At 69.4% G+C, this 17,306-nt stretch carries 16 protein-coding genes and 1 riboswitch; of the genes, 10 read left to right on the top strand and 6 right to left on the bottom strand.

The window, feature by feature from the left end; genetic code table 11:
* Positions 1 to 36 precede the first annotated feature (36 nt).
* Together ACZ5GP_RS23565 and ACZ5GP_RS23560 are read left to right on the top strand one after the other, a co-directional pair.
* Complete coding sequence (locus ACZ5GP_RS23565) at positions 37 to 1,005, top strand: diacylglycerol/lipid kinase family protein (RefSeq protein ID WP_468752705.1); 969 nt, start codon at positions 37 to 39, stop codon at positions 1,003 to 1,005.
* A gap of 315 nt (positions 1,006 to 1,320) precedes the next feature.
* Complete coding sequence (locus ACZ5GP_RS23560) at positions 1,321 to 1,578, top strand: WhiB family transcriptional regulator (RefSeq protein ID WP_016639615.1); 258 nt, start codon at positions 1,321 to 1,323, stop codon at positions 1,576 to 1,578.
* Between the two features lie 199 nt (positions 1,579 to 1,777).
* On the opposite strand, the gene ACZ5GP_RS23555 is transcribed toward ACZ5GP_RS23560, so the two are convergent.
* Both ACZ5GP_RS23555 and ACZ5GP_RS23550 read right to left on the bottom strand, forming a co-directional pair.
* Positions 1,778 to 3,244 carry a sensor histidine kinase gene (locus ACZ5GP_RS23555; protein ID WP_468752874.1) on the bottom strand — a complete coding sequence of 489 codons (1,467 nt, stop codon included), beginning with the start codon at positions 3,242 to 3,244 and terminating at the stop codon, positions 1,778 to 1,780.
* A gap of 330 nt (positions 3,245 to 3,574) precedes the next feature.
* Positions 3,575 to 4,192, bottom strand: a complete 618-nt coding sequence (locus ACZ5GP_RS23550) for a TetR/AcrR family transcriptional regulator (RefSeq protein WP_468752704.1) — start codon at positions 4,190 to 4,192, stop codon at positions 3,575 to 3,577.
* A 93-nt stretch (positions 4,193 to 4,285) separates the two neighbouring features.
* On the opposite strand from ACZ5GP_RS23550, the gene ACZ5GP_RS23545 reads away from it, so the two are divergent.
* Together ACZ5GP_RS23545 and nagB are read left to right on the top strand one after the other, a co-directional pair.
* Positions 4,286 to 5,044, top strand: a complete 759-nt coding sequence (locus ACZ5GP_RS23545; protein WP_468752703.1) for an SDR family oxidoreductase — start codon at positions 4,286 to 4,288, stop codon at positions 5,042 to 5,044.
* Positions 5,045 to 5,242: 198 nt separating this feature from the next.
* Positions 5,243 to 6,028, top strand: a complete 786-nt coding sequence (gene nagB, locus ACZ5GP_RS23540; RefSeq protein WP_468752702.1) for a glucosamine-6-phosphate deaminase — start codon at positions 5,243 to 5,245, stop codon at positions 6,026 to 6,028.
* 223 nt (positions 6,029 to 6,251) lie between these two features.
* Here the strand turns inward: nagB and ACZ5GP_RS23535 are convergent, their stop codons facing one another.
* From ACZ5GP_RS23535 to ACZ5GP_RS23520, 4 genes are all read right to left on the bottom strand, one after another.
* The gene (locus tag ACZ5GP_RS23535; RefSeq protein ID WP_468752701.1) at positions 6,252 to 7,745 is read right to left on the bottom strand and encodes a glycoside hydrolase family 3 protein; all 1,494 of its coding nucleotides are present in this window, start codon (positions 7,743 to 7,745) and stop codon (positions 6,252 to 6,254) included.
* Between the two features lie 6 nt (positions 7,746 to 7,751).
* Positions 7,752 to 8,582, bottom strand: coding sequence for a carbohydrate ABC transporter permease (locus ACZ5GP_RS23530; RefSeq protein WP_358582586.1), 831 nt, complete (start codon positions 8,580 to 8,582; stop codon positions 7,752 to 7,754).
* Positions 8,579 to 9,568 (bottom strand): carbohydrate ABC transporter permease, encoded by a 990-nt coding sequence (locus tag ACZ5GP_RS23525; protein ID WP_468752700.1) that lies wholly within the window; start codon positions 9,566 to 9,568, stop codon positions 8,579 to 8,581. The genes ACZ5GP_RS23530 and ACZ5GP_RS23525 overlap by 4 nt, the downstream gene beginning before the upstream one ends.
* Before the next feature lie 92 nt (positions 9,569 to 9,660).
* The gene (locus ACZ5GP_RS23520; RefSeq protein ID WP_468752699.1) at positions 9,661 to 10,935 is read right to left on the bottom strand and encodes an extracellular solute-binding protein; all 1,275 of its coding nucleotides are present in this window, start codon (positions 10,933 to 10,935) and stop codon (positions 9,661 to 9,663) included.
* A 325-nt stretch (positions 10,936 to 11,260) separates the two neighbouring features.
* Between ACZ5GP_RS23520 and ACZ5GP_RS23515 the strand changes: the two genes are divergently transcribed.
* The 6 genes from ACZ5GP_RS23515 to ACZ5GP_RS23490 all read left to right on the top strand — a co-directional run bounded on the left by ACZ5GP_RS23515 (position 11,261) and on the right by ACZ5GP_RS23490 (position 17,118).
* Positions 11,261 to 12,043, top strand: coding sequence for a GntR family transcriptional regulator (locus ACZ5GP_RS23515; protein ID WP_358582630.1), 783 nt, complete (start codon positions 11,261 to 11,263; stop codon positions 12,041 to 12,043).
* Positions 12,044 to 12,257: 214 nt separating this feature from the next.
* Entirely contained in the window at positions 12,258 to 14,324 is a 2,067-nt protein-coding gene (locus tag ACZ5GP_RS23510) for a carbon starvation CstA family protein (protein WP_468752698.1), read from the top strand.
* Between the two features lie 17 nt (positions 14,325 to 14,341).
* Positions 14,342 to 14,539, top strand: a complete 198-nt coding sequence (locus ACZ5GP_RS23505; RefSeq protein ID WP_468752873.1) for a YbdD/YjiX family protein — start codon at positions 14,342 to 14,344, stop codon at positions 14,537 to 14,539.
* A gap of 110 nt (positions 14,540 to 14,649) precedes the next feature.
* Positions 14,650 to 14,904 carry a DUF3311 domain-containing protein gene (locus ACZ5GP_RS23500; RefSeq protein WP_358582598.1) on the top strand — a complete coding sequence of 85 codons (255 nt, stop codon included), beginning with the start codon at positions 14,650 to 14,652 and terminating at the stop codon, positions 14,902 to 14,904.
* Positions 14,901 to 16,526, top strand: a complete 1,626-nt coding sequence (gene mctP / locus ACZ5GP_RS23495; RefSeq protein WP_468752697.1) for a monocarboxylate uptake permease MctP — start codon at positions 14,901 to 14,903, stop codon at positions 16,524 to 16,526. The genes ACZ5GP_RS23500 and mctP overlap by 4 nt, the downstream gene beginning before the upstream one ends.
* 88 nt (positions 16,527 to 16,614) lie before the next feature.
* The gene (locus ACZ5GP_RS23490; RefSeq protein WP_468752696.1) at positions 16,615 to 17,118 is read left to right on the top strand and encodes a GNAT family N-acetyltransferase; all 504 of its coding nucleotides are present in this window, start codon (positions 16,615 to 16,617) and stop codon (positions 17,116 to 17,118) included.
* A 62-nt stretch (positions 17,119 to 17,180) separates the two neighbouring features.
* Positions 17,181 to 17,303, top strand: a riboswitch (cobalamin riboswitch).
* The last annotated feature ends 3 nt before the right edge of the window (positions 17,304 to 17,306 follow it).

Genomic DNA, 17,306 nt, shown 5'->3' with positions numbered 1-17,306 from the left:
TGGGCCGGGTAAAGGCCGCTGGGTAGGCTGCTGGGCATGCGTGCACTCCTCGTGGTCAACCCGGCGGCAACCACCACCAGTGCGCGTACGCGTGACGTGCTGGTCCACGCGCTGGCGAGCGAGATGAAGCTGGAGGCGGTCACCACGGAGTACCGCGGGCACGCCCGGGACCTGGGCCGGCAGGCCGCGGAGAGCAAGGACATCGAGCTGGTCGTCGCCCTGGGCGGCGACGGCACCGTCAACGAAGTCGTCAACGGCCTGCTGCACCACGGCCCCGATCCGGACCGCCTCCCCCGTCTCGCGGTCGTCCCCGGCGGCTCCACCAACGTCTTCGCGCGCGCCCTGGGGCTGCCGAACGACGCCGTGGAGGCCACCGGCGCCCTGTTGGACGCCCTGCGCGAGGGCAGCGAGCGCACGGTGGGGCTCGGCATCGCCGGCGGCACGCCGGGCACGGAGGACGAGGCCATTCCCTCGCGCTGGTTCACGTTCTGTGCCGGTCTCGGCTTCGACGGGGGCGTGGTCGGCAGAGTCGAACAGCAGCGCGAGCTGGGCAGACGGTCGACGCACGCCCTCTATGTGCGCCAGGTGCTCCGCCAGTTCCTGGACGAGCCCCACCGGCGGCGCGGGATGATCACGGTGGAGCGCCCCGGCGAGGACCCGGTGACGGACCTGGTGATGTCGATAGTCTGCAACACCTCGCCCTACTCCTACCTGGGCAATCGTCCCCTGTACGCCTCTCCGCGGGCCTCCTTCGACACGGGCCTGGACGTGCTCGGCCTCAAAAAGCTCTCCGCGGCCGCGGTGGCCCGTTACGGGACGCAGCTCCTGACCTCCACACCGGAGCGGGGACCGCACGGTAAGCACGCGGTCACGCTGCACGACCTCACCGACTTCACCTTGCATTCGAAGGTCCCGCTCCCCCTCCAGATGGACGGCGACCACCTGGGACTGCGTACGAGCGTGACGTTCACAGGCGTTCGCCGTGCACTGCGTGTGATTGTGTGAGTGGAAGGGCCCAAAGTCCTTTCACTCGAACGTTTAGGCCAGGGTCCACCCCATAGAAGTACGGCTGTGACCCAGTCGACACTGAGGAATCAAAAAAAACTTTCCTGAAGGGGTTGTATCCGCCGCCGAGGTTTGCGAATCTCTACATGGCGATCGGGACGGCCCGCAACATCGGCCCCACAGAGAGCCAGAACCCCTCCTCCATTACAGGTCCACACCAGGCGACTGGGCGTCGGCCCTTCCCGTGTCGAGGGATTCGTGAAAGCGTTCACATTCACAAGCAACAGCATGTAATACCAAGGAGAGGTAGCAGCCATGGACTGGCGTCACAACGCCGTTTGCCGCGAGGAAGACCCCGAGCTCTTCTTCCCCATCGGCAACACCGGTCCTGCGCTGCTGCAGATCGAGGAAGCCAAGGCCGTCTGCCGCCGCTGCCCCGTCATGGAGCAGTGCCTGCAGTGGGCGCTTGAGTCCGGCCAGGACTCCGGCGTCTGGGGTGGCCTCAGCGAGGACGAGCGCCGTGCAATGAAGCGCCGCGCCGCTCGCAACCGTGCACGCCAGGCCAGCGCCTGACGTCCACGCCCCCTACGAGCCTCAGCTTGGCGGCGCGTACAGCGAGTACGCATCTCCCGCCCCCGAGCCGCAGCCGCGCAGTACCCCCGATGCGCATCGCAACGTGAGCAGTGAGCCCCGGACCGAAGTGGTCCGGGGCTCACTGCTGTGTCCAGCGCTTCCTGCTCGCCGAGTGCCTGCCGGCTACTTGGCGGCTCGGTCACTTGTCGGCGCGGACCGGGACGTCGAGGAGGACCTTGGTGCCGCGCTCCGGGGCACGGACCATGTCGAAGGTGCCGCCGAGCTCTCCCTCCACCAGGGTGCGCACGATCTGCAGACCGAGATTGCCGGAGCGGTGCGGGTCGAAGCCCTCGGGGAGGCCCACCCCGTCGTCCTGCACCGTGATCAGCAGCCGCGCGTCCTTGGTCGTACCGCCGCGCACCGCCGAGACCTCGACCGTGCCGGTCTCCCCTTCCCGGAAGCCGTGCTCCAGGGCGTTCTGCAGGATCTCCGTGAGAACCATCGAGAGGGGCGTCGCCACCTCCGCGTCGAGGATGCCGAAGCGTCCGGTGCGCCGGCCCGTGACCTTGCCGGGCGAGATCTCGGCGACCATCGCGAGGACCCGGTCGGCGATCTCGTCGAACTCGACGCGCTCGTCCAGGTTCTGCGAGAGCGTCTCGTGGACGATGGCGATGGAGCCCACACGGCGCACCGCCTCCTCCAGTGCTTCCCGGCCCGTGGCCGAGTCGATGCGCCGGGCCTGGAGACGCAGCAGCGCGGCGACCGTCTGGAGATTGTTCTTCACCCGGTGGTGGATCTCCCGGATGGTCGCGTCCTTGGTGATCAATTCCCGTTCGCGGCGACGTAGTTCGGTGACGTCGCGCAGGAGTACGAGAGAGCCGATGCGGGGCCCCTTGGGCTTGAGCGGGATCGCGCGCAGCTGGATCACCCCGTCGCCGCCCTCGATCTCGAACTCGCGAGGCGCCCAGCCGCTGGCGAGTTTGGCCAGTGCCTCGTCCACCGGGCCGCGGGACGGGGCGAGTTCGGCCGTGGCCCTGCCCAGGTGGTGACCGACCAGGTCGGAGGCGAGCCCCAGGCGGTGGTACGCGGAGAGCGCGTTCGGTGACGCGTACTGGACGATGCCGTCGGCGTCGAGCCTGAGCAGTCCGTCCCCCACACGCGGGGAGGCGTCCATGTCGACCTGCTGCCCCTCGAAGGGGAACGAGCCGGCGGCGATCATCTGCGCGAGGTCGGACGCCGACTGGAGATAGGTCAGCTCCAGCCGCGAAGGGGTGCGGACAGTGAGCAGGTTGGTGTTGCGGGCGATCACCCCGAGGACGCGCCCTTCCCTGCGTACGGGAATGGACTCGACGCGCACCGGGACCTCCTCACGCCACTCCGGGTCGCCCTCGCGCACGATGCGGCCCTCATCGAGGGCGGCGTCGAGCAGGGGGCGACGGCCGCGCGGGACGAGGTGGCCGACCATGTCGTCCTGGTAGGAGGTGGGGCCGGTGTTGGGCCGCATCTGCGCCACGGAGACATAGCGGGTGCCGTCGCGCGTGGGGACCCAGAGGACGAGGTCGGCGAAGGAGAGGTCGGAGAGCAGCTGCCACTCCGAGACCAGCAGATGCAGCCACTCGAGGTCGGAGTCGCCGAGGGCGGTGTGCTGGCGTACGAGGTCGTTCATGGAGGGCACGTGTGCGAGCGTACCTGCCGCGTGCGGCGGGTCCTGTCGGGGAGATTCCCGACGAGCCGCGGCGCCAGGGCGGGACCCTCAACCCGCCCACGGCACCGCAGCCCTTCAGGTGCACCGGCCGCCAGAATGTGCGGTACTGGCGGGCCGATCGAGAGGATCCGGCGCGGTCAGGGCAGAGAGCGCCGGCTCCTCGGTCCGCTCTCCTGTGCGGGAAGAGCGGAGGCTTTACCCACGCATTGTGGACTAGACCATTCTCCCATGTCTACGCGTGCGCGGGATCAGTAATTGCGGCCGCGTCCGCCATGGTCTCTTCCCCGGCCGTCAGACTCCATTCTGCGCCCGCCGAGGCTCCGGCCACGCCCGCATCGCCAGATCGGCGACCGCTTCCAGATGTTCCCTGGTGGCACCGTCCCTCGCCTGCTGGGACATGCCCTGGAAAACCGCCCCCGTATAGCGGGCGAGCGCCGCCGGATCGACGCTCGCCGGCAGCTCCCCCGCCGCGACCGCCGCGCGGATGCGGGACTCGATGCCCGCGATGGTGGCGTTGCGCCGCTCCCTGAGGCTCTCCTCCACCTCGGGCGTCGTGCAGTTGGTGGCCGCGGTGATCACCAGGCAGCCCCGAGGGTGGTCCGGGTCGGTGAACTCGGCGGCGGCCTCGCGCAACAGCCGCGCGACGGCGCCGCGCGCGGTCGGCTCCTCGTCGAAGGCTCGCCCGCTGAAGGCGCCGTGTGTGACCCCGTACCGCACGACGACCTCGTCGAAGAGTGTCCGCTTGTCCCCGAACGCGGCGTAGAGGCTGGGCGCCCCGATGCCCATGACCCGTGTGAGGTCGGAGACGGAGGTGCCCTCGTACCCGTGCTCCCAGAAGGTGCGGAGCGCCTGCTCCAGCGCCGTCTCGCGGTCGAAGGAGCGGGGGCGTCCGCGCTGTTTCGTCGCCATGGGATGAATTGTATAGCGGGCACTAGAAAAACGGTCCGGGGTCGGGTACGGTTTTTTTCTGTAGCGATCACTAGAGAAAGAGGGGCGTCCGCCATGGGTGCATCCACGGGCAGGCTCGCAGGGAAGACGGCGCTGGTCACGGGCGGTAGCCGGGGTATCGGGCGGGGCATCGCCGAGCGCCTGGGGCGGGACGGGGCGCGGGTCGCCGTGCACTACGGCACCAATGAGACGGCCGCGAAGGAGACGGTGACCGCGATCGAGGCGGCGGGCGGCTCGGCCTTCGCCATCGGCACGGAGCTGGGTGTGCCCGGTGACGCCGAGGCGCTCTGGACGGAGTTCGACCGGCAGGCGGAGGGACTGGACATCCTGGTGAACAACGCGGGCATCGGACTGTACGCCCGCGTGGGAGAGGTGCGGGAGGCCGACTACGACCGCGTGTTCGCCGTCAACGCCAAGGCGCCGTTCTTCATCGTGCAGCAGGGGCTCGACCGCCTGCGTGACGGCGGACGGATCATCAACATCTCCTCCGGTGTCACCCGGATCGCCTTCCCGGTCACGGTGGCGTACTCCATGACGAAGGGCGCGGTGAACGTCATGACCCACACCCTGGCCCAGGAGCTCGGGCCACGCGGCATCACGGTCAACGCGGTGGCGCCGGGGATCATCGAGACGGAGATGATGGACGGCGCACCCGAGGAGACGCGGGCGGAGATGGCCGGTTATTCGACCTTCGACCGCATAGGCCGGCCCGCCGACGTGGCGGACATCGTCGCCTTCGTCGCATCGGACGACGCACGGTGGATCACGGGCCAGTACATCGACGCGACGGGAGGATCGGCACTGGGGCTCTGAGGGCGGGCCCGGGCGGGCCCTGACACCGGCCGCGACGTGAGCCCGGCGGTGGGGTCGGCGCTCGGGGGGCGAGGGGGTGGCCGAAGGGTGAGCATGGACGGCGGGAAACAACTGTTCCCGTGGCGCGGCTCTGCTAGATTGGTCTATACCACCAGTCTTCTTGAGTTCCCGTCCCCTCTCCAGATCGGCAGGCCCAGCGTGGAAGTTGTCATCGTCCCGGACGCCAAGGCAGGCGGCGAGCTCATCGCGGAGGCCATGGCCGCCCTGGTGCGCCGTAAGCCTGACGCCCTGCTCGGTGTCGCCACCGGCTCCACCCCGCTGCCCATCTACGAGGCGCTGGCCGCCAAGGTCGCCGCCGGTGAGGTGGACGCCTCGCGGGCGCGGATCTGCCAGCTCGACGAGTACGTGGGGCTGCCCGCCGGGCACCCGGAGTCCTACCGTTCGGTCGTGCTGCGTGAGGTCGTCCGGCCGCTCGGGCTGAGCGAGACCTCCTTCATGGGGCCCGACGGCAGTGCCGAGGACGTGCAGGCGGCGTGCGAGGCGTACGACAGGGCGCTCGGTGAGGCCGGCGGGGTGGACCTCCAGCTGCTCGGGATCGGGACCGACGGGCACATCGGGTTCAACGAGCCCTGCTCGTCGCTCGCCTCGCGCACGCGCATCAAGACGCTGACCGAGCAGACCCGGGTGGACAACGCGCGCTTCTTCGACGGGGACATCGAGCAGGTTCCGCACCACGTCATCACCCAGGGCATCGGGACGATCCTGGAGGCGCGGCACCTGGTGCTGCTGGCCACGGGCGAGGGCAAGGCGGACGCGGTGGCGGCGACGGTGGAGGGGCCGATCGCGTCGGTCGTCCCCGCGTCGGCGCTCCAGCTGCACCCCCACGCCACGGTCGTCGTGGACGAGGCGGCGGCGTCCAAGCTGAAGCTCGCCGACTACTTCCGGCACACCTACGCCAACAAGCCGGGCTGGCAGGGGCTGTAAGAACCTCAGCCTCCGCGCCGGCACCGGAACGAGGACCAGGTCCGGGCCAGGAAGCGGCCCCGGACCCGGGAACGGCCCACGGGCCCGGGCCCCCGGCGACCGGCGCACAGGAGTTCCGCTCCTCGGTACGCATGTCGAAGGGGTGCCCCCCAGTCGGGGGCGCCCCTTCGACGTGCCGTCAGTGCGGTCAGCGGACTCGGCGAGACCAGCGAGACCGGTGAGGTCAGACGCCGGTGATGACCTCGGCTGCCGCCTCGCCGCAGACCCTGGCCGCGCCGCGCGTCGCGATGTGCAGGGCGCCGGTCGGGGCGGACTGGGGGACGCCCATCTCGACCACCACCATGTCGGGGCGGGCGGCGGTGAGCGTGTCCAGGGCCGCGGACATCCAGCCGTGGCGGTGCGCGTCGCGGACCACCGCGACGATGCGCCGCTCCCCCGCGGCCGCGAGGGCCTCGGCGCCCGCGGTCGCGCCGGTGAAGCTGCCCGAGGCCGTGCCGGGAAGCCGGCGTTCGAGTTCGGCGGTGACGCCCCACGGCGTCTCGTCGCCGACCGCGATGTTCGGCAGCGGCGTGAAGGTGGCGACATAGGGCGGCTCGGTGACGGGGGCCGCGTAGGTCTCGCCCCGGGTGACCGTCAGCGCGCGCCGGGCCGCGACGAGGCCGATTCCGGTGTCGGGCGCGCCCCCCGAACGCTCGGCCGCGCCCGACACCGAAGCCCAGCCCGCCAGCGCCCGCACGCGGTCGGCGGCGTCGGCGAGGCGTTCCTCGGACAGTTCGCCCGAGCGCACCGCCGCGACGAAGGCGTCCCGCAGCCGCAACACGGTCCCCTCGTCGGAGGGCCCGCCGCCCACGCAGATCGCGTCGGCGCCCGCGGCGACGGCGAGGACGCAGCCGCGCTCGAAGCCGTACCGGCCCGCGATGGCCTGCATGTCCATGCCGTCGGTAACGATGAGGCCGTCGTAGCCGAACTCGCCGCGCAGCAGGTCGGTGAGGATGCGTCGGGAGACCGTGCCGGGGTTGTCCGGGTCCAGGGCGGGGGCGAGGATGTGGGCGCTCATCACGGCCCGGGTGCCCGCGGCGATGGCGGCGCGGAACGGCGCGAGGTCGCGGGAGTTCAGCACGTCCCGGTCGACGTCGATGACCGGCACGGAGTGGTGCGAGTCGATCGCCGTGTCGCCGTGTCCCGGGAAGTGCTTGGCGGAGGTCGCGACGCCGGACGACTGCATGCCCTCGACGTACGCGGCGGTGTGCCGGGCCACGAGGAGCGGGTCCGCACCGAAGGAACGTACGCCGATGACGGGATTGTCCGGGTTGGCGTTGACGTCCGCCGACGGCGCCCAGTTGAAGTTGATGCCGCAGGCGGCGAGGCGGCGGCCGAGGTCGGCGGCGACCTCGCGGGTCAGCGCCGTGTCGTCGACGGCGCCGAGCGCGTGGTTGCCCGGGTAGGAGGAGCCGGTGCGCACCTCCAGGCGGGTGACGTCGCCACTCTCCTCGTCGATCGCGACCAGGAGGTCCTCGCGTCCGGCCCGCAGCTGGGCGGTGAGGGCGGCCACCTGCTCGGCGCTCTCGACGTTGCGCCCGAACAGGCCGACGGAAGCGAGGCCCTCGTCGATCCTGCGGCGCAGCCAGTCCGGGGCGGTGGTGCCGTCGAAGCCGGGCTGGAGGACAGCCAGGGCGTTGCGGGTGAGGGTGTCACCGGCGTGGGCCAGAGTCGTCATGGTGAGTTATCCCTTCACTGCGCCGTCGGTCAGGCCGCTGACGGCCCTGCGCTGCAGGAAGACGAAGAGGATCAGGATGGGGAGGGCGAAGAGCGAGGCCGCGGCCATGGTGGCGCCCCAGTCGTCGCCGAAGGCGGTCTGGAAGCTGGAGAGCCACACCGGCAGGGTCTTGGCGTCGGCTTCCTTGTTGAGCACGAGGACCAGCGGGAACTCGTTCCAGGCGGTGATGAAGCCGAAGAGCGAGGTCGACATCAGACCAGGGGCGAGCAGCGGCAGGATCACCCGGCGGAAGGCCTGCATGCGCGTGCAGCCGTCGACCATCGCGGACTCCTCCAGCTCCTTGGGCACGGCGGCGACGAAGCCGCGCAGTGTCAGGAGGGTGAAGGGCAGGATCATCACCATGTAGAAGAGGGTGAGCGGGATCAGGCTGTTCAGCATGTCGGCGTCGCGCACGATCATGTAGATCGCGATGACCATGACCTCCCAGGGCGCCATCTGGGCGAGCATGAAGCCGATGATGAAGCCGCGCCGCCCCTTGAAGCGCATCCGGGCGAGGGCGAAGGCCGCGGTCACGCCGATGACGAGCGAGAAGACGACCGCGAGGACCGTGACGGTGATGGAGTTGCCGACCATGGTCCAGAAGTGGTCGGCGTCCATGGCCGTCCTGAAGTGTTCGAACGTGGCGTCGGTCGGGAACCAGACCGGGTCCTCGCTGATGATGTCGCCGGTCGGCTTGAACGCCGTGGCGAACATCCAGTAGACGGGGAAGACGAAGACGAGGAAGAGAAGGACGGCGGTCAGGTTGGGCCAGATCCGGCCCAGCGGCGAGCGCTTCACAGCTCGTCCTCCTCTTGCTTGAGCACGATCCGCAGGTAGTACGAGGTGATGGCCAGCAGGATGAGGATGGTGAGCAGCGCGATGGCCGCGCCCATGCCGAAGTGCTGGTTGCCCATGCCCTCGATGTAGGCGTAGACGGGCAGGATCTCGGTGAGCCGGTCCGGGCCGCCCTCGTTGAGGGTGAAGACCTGCACGAACGCCTTGAAGACCCAGATGATCTCCAGGAACGTCGTGGCGTAGAGGAAGGGCCGCAGATACGGCAGCGTCACCTGGGTGAACTGCTGCCAGGCGCCGGCGCCGTCCAGCGAGGCCGCCTCGTACAGCTCCTTGGGGATGGTCGTCGTGGCGGCGTAGAGGTTGATCGCCACGAAGGGGATCGACTGCCAGACGATCAGGAGCAGGACCACGAAGAAGGTGGAGTACTGCGTGGCGAGCCAGTCGTGGTCGGCCATCGACTCGAAGCCGAGCTTGGCGAGTATCCAGTTGACGACGCCGAAGCGCTGCGCGAACAACCACTGGTAGACAGTGGTCGAGGCGACGACGGGCATGGCCCAGGCGAGGACGAGGCCGACCATGAGCAGGGTGCGCATCTTGCGGCCGAGCCGTGCGAGCAGCAGGCCGACCAGCGTACCGAGGATCATGATCAGTACGACGTTGGCGGCGGTGAAGACGACCGAGCGCCCGGTGACCCGCCAGAAGTCCTCTCCGGTGAGGACCTCCTTGTAGTTGTCGAGTCCGTTCCACTCCGTGAGGTGCAGAATGAACTGCCTCATGTTGAGGTTCTGGAACGACAGGATCCCGTTGTTGACCAGCGGCCAGCCGAGCAGCAGCACGGTGGCGACGATCGCGGGGGCAAGGAGCAGATAGGGCGTCAGGCCGGCGAGACGCCCCGGGTCCTTGCGCGGGCCGCGTGGTCGTGGTCCGCCGTCGGGTGTCTGCACCTCCGTCGGGCCGGAGGGCGGCCGTTCGGTCTTCTGCACGGTCATGCTCGCCATCTCTTTCGTGGGCATCGCGGTACGCAGAGGTGTGCCGGGGCGGCGGGGGCAGGTCACCCGCCGCCCCGGCAAGAGGCGCGTCCTTACTGCTTCTGCGACAGGCGCTTGTTCAGCTCGCCCTCGACCTGCTTGGCGGCGTCGGCCGGCGACTTACCGTTGAGCACCGCGGTCATGTAGTTCTTGATCGGGTTCGGCGGGTTCTCGACCGCGCCCCACTCCGGGATCAGCGGGGTGGTGCCACCGCCGACGGCGGCGGGAGCGGCGGCCTCGGCGGCCGGGTTGCCCTTGAGGTTGGACTCCAGGGCCTTCTTGTTCGGGATCTGGCCGCCTTCCTTGGCGAACTGGCCCTCGAACTTGTCGGACAGCGCGATCTTCAGGAACTCCTTGGCCAGCTCCTGCTTCTTGCTGGTCGCGGCGACGGCGAGGTTGGAGCCGCCGAGGAAGACACCCTCGGGCTTGTCGGCCGTGGGGCCGGGGATCGTGAAGTAACCGATGTCCTTCTCGATCTTCGGGTTGGCCTTGATGGCGGTGGGCGCTTCCCAGCTCATGCCGATGAAGGCGCCGGTCTTGCCCTTGGCGAAGACCTCGGCCTGCTGCGGGGTGGCCTCGTCCTTGTTCTTGGGGGCCTCGGAGAGCTTCTGGAACTCCTGGTACGTCTTCATGGCCTTGGCGACCTTCGGGTCGTCCAGGTTGGAGACGTACTTGTCGCCGTCCTTCTTGACCAGCTCGGCGCCCTCACCGATGGTCAGGCCGACGAAGTGGTACCAGTTCTGGCCGGGCAGGTAGATCGGCTCGGCGTCCGTCTTGGCGCCGATCTGCTTGAGGTCCTTGAGGAACTCGGCGCGCGTCTTCGGGGTCTTCTTGATGCCGGCGTCGGCCCAGACCTTCTTGTTGTAGATCACGACGCGGTTGAGGACGAACCACGGGGCGGCGTACTGCTTGCCGTCCACGACCGAGGACTTGTTCATCGACTCGGTCCAGTCCGCGCCGATCGACTCCTTGAGGTCGCCCAGCTCGGCGAGGCCGCCGGTCTTGGCGTACGCGGGGGTCTGGGTGTTGCCGATCTCGAAGACGTCGGGAGGGTTCTCTTCGGAGAGGGCGGTGGTCAGCTTCTGCTGGATGCCGTTCCAGGTCTGGATCTCGACCTTCAGCTTGGCGCCGGTCTTCTTCTCGAAGGCGGCCTTGACGTCCTTCTGCCACGTGTCCGGCGTCGAGCCGTCCATGGTCCAGAGCGTCAGCGTCTCGCCCTTGAAGCCGTCGGCACCCCCGGCCTTCTTGTCCCCGTCGTCGCCGCCGCACGCCGCGACCGAGACCAACATGCCCGCGACACCAATGGCCGCTATGAGCTTGCGCTTCACGTTCACCCTCCTCAAGGGATGCCAGTCAACCCCCCACCCGCAGCGACCGAATGGACCGAGATCTGCCCGTGGGACTGGAACCTGGTCTTTAATGGTGTAGACCAGTACGGGGAGCTTGGCCTAGACCTATAGGGGTGTCAAGGGTGTATAAGAAGGGCAGTCGCGTCCGTTATCGGACCGACACCTGAGCGGGCAGGGCCCTCCCCCGAGCTCTCGACTTCGCTCGACCAGGGGGCGCCCCATGGCCCGGTCCGTGCCACGATGTGAGCCGCGACAGACGGAGGAGCCGGTGACGGCAGCAGCACAGGAGCCGGGAAGGCAGGCCATGGGCACCGAAGCGGGCAGCACAGGGACCGAAGTGAGCGCGCCCTCGGAGGCCCCGGCCGTCGGCCGTACCGCGCGCGTGCCCAAGTACTACCGGCTGAAGCGGCACTTGCTCGACATGACGGAGACGCTGCCGCCCGGCACCCCCGTCCCCCCCGAGCGCACGCTCGCCGCCGAGTTCGACACCTCGCGCACGACCGTCCGCCAGGCCCTCCAGGAACTGGTCGTCGAGGGCCGCCTCGAGCGCATCCAGGGCAAGGGCACGTTCGTCGCCAAGCCGAAGGTGTCCCAGGCCCTGCAACTGACCTCCTACACCGAGGACATGCGCGCCCAGGGCCTGGAGCCGACCTCCCAGCTCCTGGACCTCGGCTACATCACCGCCGACGACACCCTCGCCGGGCTGCTCGACATCGGCGCGGGCAGCCGCGTGCTGCGCATCGAGCGGCTGCGCCTGGCCAACGGCGAGGCGATGGCCATCGAGACCACGCACCTGTCCGCCAAGCGCTTCCCCGCGCTGCGCCGCTCCCTGGTGAAGTACACCTCCCTCTACACCGCGCTCGCCGAGGTGTACGACGTCCATCTCGCCGAGGCCGAGGAGACGATCGAGACCTCGCTTGCCACCCCGCGCGAGGCGGGCCTGCTCGGCACCGACGTCGGCCTGCCGATGCTGCTGCTGTCCCGGCACTCGCTGGACGCGGCGGGCCGGCCGGTGGAGTGGGTGCGCTCGGTCTACCGCGGCGACCGCTACAAGTTCGTGGCCCGCCTCAAGCGCCCCACGGACTGACCCCGGCCCCACGGACCGACCCGGACCCCACGGACTGACTCCGGCCCCACGGACCCACCCGGACCCCCCGGACTGACCCCGACCCCCTGGACCGACCCGCACCCCTCGGGCGGGCCCGCGCACCGGGGGTCTGGCGCGGACCACCTCCCTGCTCTACGGTCCTCCCGTCATCGCATGCAGCACGTCATCGCATGATGAACGGGAGGACGACCCGGTGCGCAGAGCAGATCCCCGATCCCTCGTCGTCTGGTCCCTCGTCGCGCTGGTCGGCGCCACGGGCTGGACCGTGCTGGCCCTCGCGCGCGACGAGGAGGTGTCGGCCGCCTGGATGGTGGCGGCGGCCCTCGGGTCGTACGCGATCGCGTACCGCTTCTACTCCAAGTTCGTCGCGCACCGGGTCCTGAGGGTCGACGGGACCCGGGCCACCCCCGCCGAGCGGCTCGCCGACGGCATCGACTTCCACCCGACCGACCGCCGCGTCCTGCTCGGCCACCACTTCGCGGCGATCGCGGGCGCGGGCCCACTGGTGGGGCCGGTGCTGGCCGCCCAGATGGGGTACCTGCCCGGCACCATCTGGATCATCGTCGGCGTGATCTTCGCGGGCGCCGTGCAGGACATGGTGGTGCTGTTCTTCTCCACGCGGCGGGACGGCAGGTCGCTCGGGCAGATGGCACGGGAGGAGATCGGGCCGTTCGGCGGGGCCGCCGCGCTGCTCGCCGCGTTCGCCATCATGATCATCCTGCTGGGCGTGCTCGCCCTGGTGATCGTCAACGCGCTCGCCGCGTCCCCATGGGGCACCTTCTCCATCGCGATGACCATCCCGATCGCCCTGTTCATGGGCTTCTACCTGCGCGTCCTGCGTCCGGGACGGGTCAGCGAGGTCTCCCTCATCGGTGTCGCACTGCTGCTGGCGGCGCTCGTCGCCGGGCGCCGGGTCGCCGAGTCATCGCTCGCGGACACCTTCACGCTCGCCCCGTCGACGCTGGTGATCTGGCTGGTGGCGTACGGCTTCATCGCCTCGATCCTGCCGGTGTGGATGCTGCTCGCGCCGCGCGACTACCTCTCCACGTTCATGAAGATCGGCACCATCCTGCTGCTCGCCCTCGGTGTCGTGATCACGCTGCCGACGCTGCGGATGGACCCGGTGACCGACTTCGCCTCGCGCGGCGACGGTCCGGTCTTCGCGGGGTCGCTCTTCCCGTTCGTCTTCATCACCATCGCCTGCGGGGCGCTGTCCGGCTTCCACGCGCTGATCTCCTCGGGCACGACGCCGAAGATGATCCAGAAGGAGACGCAGGTCCGGATGATCGGGTACGGCTCCATGCTGATGGAGTCGGCCGTGGCGATCATGGCACTGGTCGCGGCGTCGATCATCGATCCCGGGCTGTACTTCGCGATGAACGCGCCGGCGGGGGTCGTCGGAGACACCGTGCGGGAGGCGTCGAAGGCCGTCGCGGGCTTCGGGTACTCCCTCTCCCCCGCCGACCTCGCGCAGGCCGCCAAGGACGTGGAGGAGTCCTCGCTGCTCTCGCGCACCGGCGGCGCGCCCACGCTCGCGGTCGGTGTCTCCGAGATCTTCTCCCAGGTCACGGGCGGCTCACTGCGGGCCTTCTGGTATCACTTCGCGATCATGTTCGAGGCGTTGTTCATCCTGACCGCGCTCGACGCGGGCACGCGCGTGGGCCGCTTCATGCTCCAGGACATGCTCGGCAATGTCTGCGAGCCCTTCAAGAGGGTGAGCTGGAAGCCCGGCCTGGTGCTGACCAGCGCCGCCGTCACCGGCCTCTGGGGGTACTTCCTGTGGGTCGGCGTCCATGAGCCGCTCGGCGGGATCAACCAGCTCTTCCCGATCTTCGGCATCGCCAACCAGCTCCTCGCCGCCGTCGCCCTGACCGTCTGCACGACCCTGCTGGTGAAGTCGGGTCGCCTCAAGTGGGCCTGGATCACGGGCGTCCCGCTCGCCTGGGACGTGACGGTGACCCTGACGGCGAGCTGGCAGAAGGTGTTCTCCGGCGACCCGCGGGTGGGGTTCTTCACGCAGCGCTCCCGCTACCGGGACGCCATCGAGGAGGGCAGGATATTGCCGCCCGCCAAGACCATGGACGACATGCACACCGTCGTCACCAACTCCACGGTGGACGGCGTCCTTTCGGCGGCCCTCGCCCTGCTCGTCGTCATCGTGATCGTCGACGCGGCGCGGGTGTGCGTACGGCACGTGCGCGACCCCGCCGCCACCGCACTGCACGAAGTGCCCTACGTGGAATCGAAGTTGACGGTATGAGCATAGTGGTGCGCGCCATGACCATGGCCTCGCGCGGGCTGCGCCGACTTCGGTGGTACGTCCGCGAGTTGACCGGCGAGTCGGCGTACGAGCGGTATGTGGCGCACGTACGCGAGGACCATCCGGCCGCGCCGGTGCCCAGCCGTCGCGCGTTCGAGCGCATGCGGACGGACCGCCAGGAGTCGGACCCCCGGCAAGGGTTCCGCTGCTGTTGAGCAGGCACATCGACCAGTCCGTTATCCGGACAGGGGTTCCATACAGCGAGACTGTGGCTTAGATTTCCCGCACGTTAAGCATGGGATAAGTGAGGGAACGGAGCCGCGACATGTCAGATGCGCCTGAAGTGAACAGACCGGTGGTCACACCGGTCCGCGTGGTCATCGCAGCCTGCCTTGTCGCACCCTTCGTGGCAATGCTCTGGGTGAGTTCGTACGCGAAGGTCGAACCGACCTTCATCGGCATCCCGTTCTTCTACTGGTACCAGATGCTCTGGGTGATCATCTCCACCCTGCTCACGATGACCGCGTACAAGCTGTGGCAGCGCGACCAGCGCGCCCGCAAGGAAGGTGGGCGGTCATGAAGGACGGGGTCAACGGCGTCGCGCTCGCCGTCTTCATCTTCTTCTTCGTCGCGGTCACGGTCATGGGCTTCCTCGCCGCCCGCTGGCGCAGGGCCGAGAACCAGAGCCTGGACGAATGGGGCCTCGGCGGCCGGTCGTTCGGCACCTGGGTGACGTGGTTCCTGCTCGGCGGCGACCTCTACACCGCGTACACCTTCGTCGCCGTCCCCGCGGCGATCTACGCGGCGGGCGCGGCCGGCTTCTTCGCGGTGCCGTACACGATCCTCGTCTACCCGCTGATCTTCACCTTCCTGCCGCGCCTGTGGTCGGTCTCGCACAAGCACGGCTATGTGACGACCTCCGACTTCGTGCGCGGACGCTTCGGCTCCAAGGGGCTCTCGCTGGCCGTCGCGGTCACCGGAATCCTCGCCACGATGCCCTACATCGCGCTCCAACTGGTCGGCATCCAGGCCGTCCTTGACGTCATGGGCGTCGGCGGCGGCCCGGACACCAACTGGTTCGTCAAGGACCTGCCGCTACTGATCGCCTTCGCGGTGCTCGCCGCGTACACCTACTCCTCGGGGCTGCGCGCACCCGCGCTGATCGCGTTCGTGAAGGACGGTCTGATCTACCTCGTCATCGTCGTCGCGATCATCTACATCCCGATCAAGCTCGGCGGCTTCGACGACATCTTCGCCAAGGCCGGTGACGCCTTCGCGCAGACCAACCCGGCGACCGGCAAGCCGCGCGGCGCGCTCGCGCCCGCCGAGGCCGGCCAGTGGACGTACGCGACGCTCGCGCTCGGCTCGGCCCTCGCGCTGTTCATGTACCCGCACTCGATCACCGCGACGCTCTCCTCCAGGAGCCGCGACGTGATCCGCCGCAACACCACCATCCTGCCGCTGTACTCGCTGATGCTCGGCCTGCTCGCCCTGCTCGGCTTCATGGCGATCGCGGCCGGGATCAAGGTGGACAACGGCCAGCTGGCGATCCCCCAGCTCTTCGAGACCATGTTCCCCGACTGGTTCACGGGCGTGGCCTTCGCGGCCATCGGCATCGGCGCGCTGGTCCCCGCGGCCATCATGTCCATCGCGGCCGCGAACCTCTTCACCCGCAACATCTACAAGGACTTCCTCAAGCCCGACGCGACGCCCGAGCAGGAGACCAAGGTCTCCAAGCTGGTCTCGCTGCTGGTGAAGGTGGGCGCGCTGGTCTTCGTCCTCACCATGGACAAGACCGTCGCGATCAACTTCCAGCTCCTGGGCGGCATCTGGATCCTCCAGACCATGCCCGCCCTGGTCGGCGGCCTGTTCACCCGCTGGTTCCACCGCTGGGCGCTGCTCGCGGGCTGGGCGGTCGGCATGGTCTACGGCACGCTGGCCGCCTACGGTGTCGCCTCGCCGACGCAGAAGCACTTCGGCGGCTCGTCCGACTCGATCCCGGGCATCGGCGAGATCGGCTACATCGGCCTCACCGCGTTCGTCCTGAACGTGCTCGTGACGGTGGTCCTCACCTTCGCCATGCGGGCGCTGAAGGCCCCCGACGGCATCGACGAGACCTCCCCCGAGGACTACACCGCGGACGCGGGTGACCCCGGCGTCGTCGAGGAGCTGCCGCCGGCGACGGCGGGCGCCGCGCACTGAACACGACCCCGTGACGCAGGGCCGCATGACGAAGGGCCGCCGGAAATTCGGCGGCCCTTCGCCGTGCCCGTGCTGCACACTGCGCCGCATGGACAACACCACCCTCACGATCAGACCCGCACACCCCGACGAGTACGAGGCGCTCGGCGCCCTCACCGCACAGGCCTATCTCGCCGACGGCCACCTGGACTTCGGGGCGGACGACCCCTACCTCGCGGTGCTGCGCGACGTGGCGGCGCGCGCGGCCGCCGCCGAGGTCCTGGTGGCCGCGGCGGACGGGAAGGCGCTCGGCTGCGTCACCTACGTGCCGTCCGGCGGCCCGATGGCGGACATCGCCCGCGCCGGCGAGGCCGAGATCCGCATGCTGGCCGTCTCCCCCGAGGCCCGCGGCAGAGGCGTCGGCGAGACGCTCGTACGGGAGTGCGTGCGGCGCTCCAAGGACGCGGGCCGCACCGGGCTCGTCCTGTCCACCCAGACGTCGATGCACACCGCCCACCGGCTGTACGAGCGCCTGGGCTTCCGGCGCGCGCCCGAACGCGACTGGAGGCCCATCGAGACGGTGCCGCTGTTGGCGTACACGCTGACGCTGTAGGCGCCGCCCCCCGCGAGCCGACACAAGATGTGGGCCCGCCTCCAAGGCCCGGCACAAGATGTATGCTCGTGCTCGCTGTCGCCGCAGGGGAATCCGGTGCAAGTCCGGAACTGTCCCGCAACGGTGCATGTGTACGCATTCGGCGTACGCGGAGTCCGAGGACCTGCCGGCAGCGCACCCGTACCGTC

The organism is Streptomyces sp. NPDC031466 (genome assembly GCF_055581265.1).
This window is presented reverse-complemented; position numbering and strand designations above follow the sequence as displayed.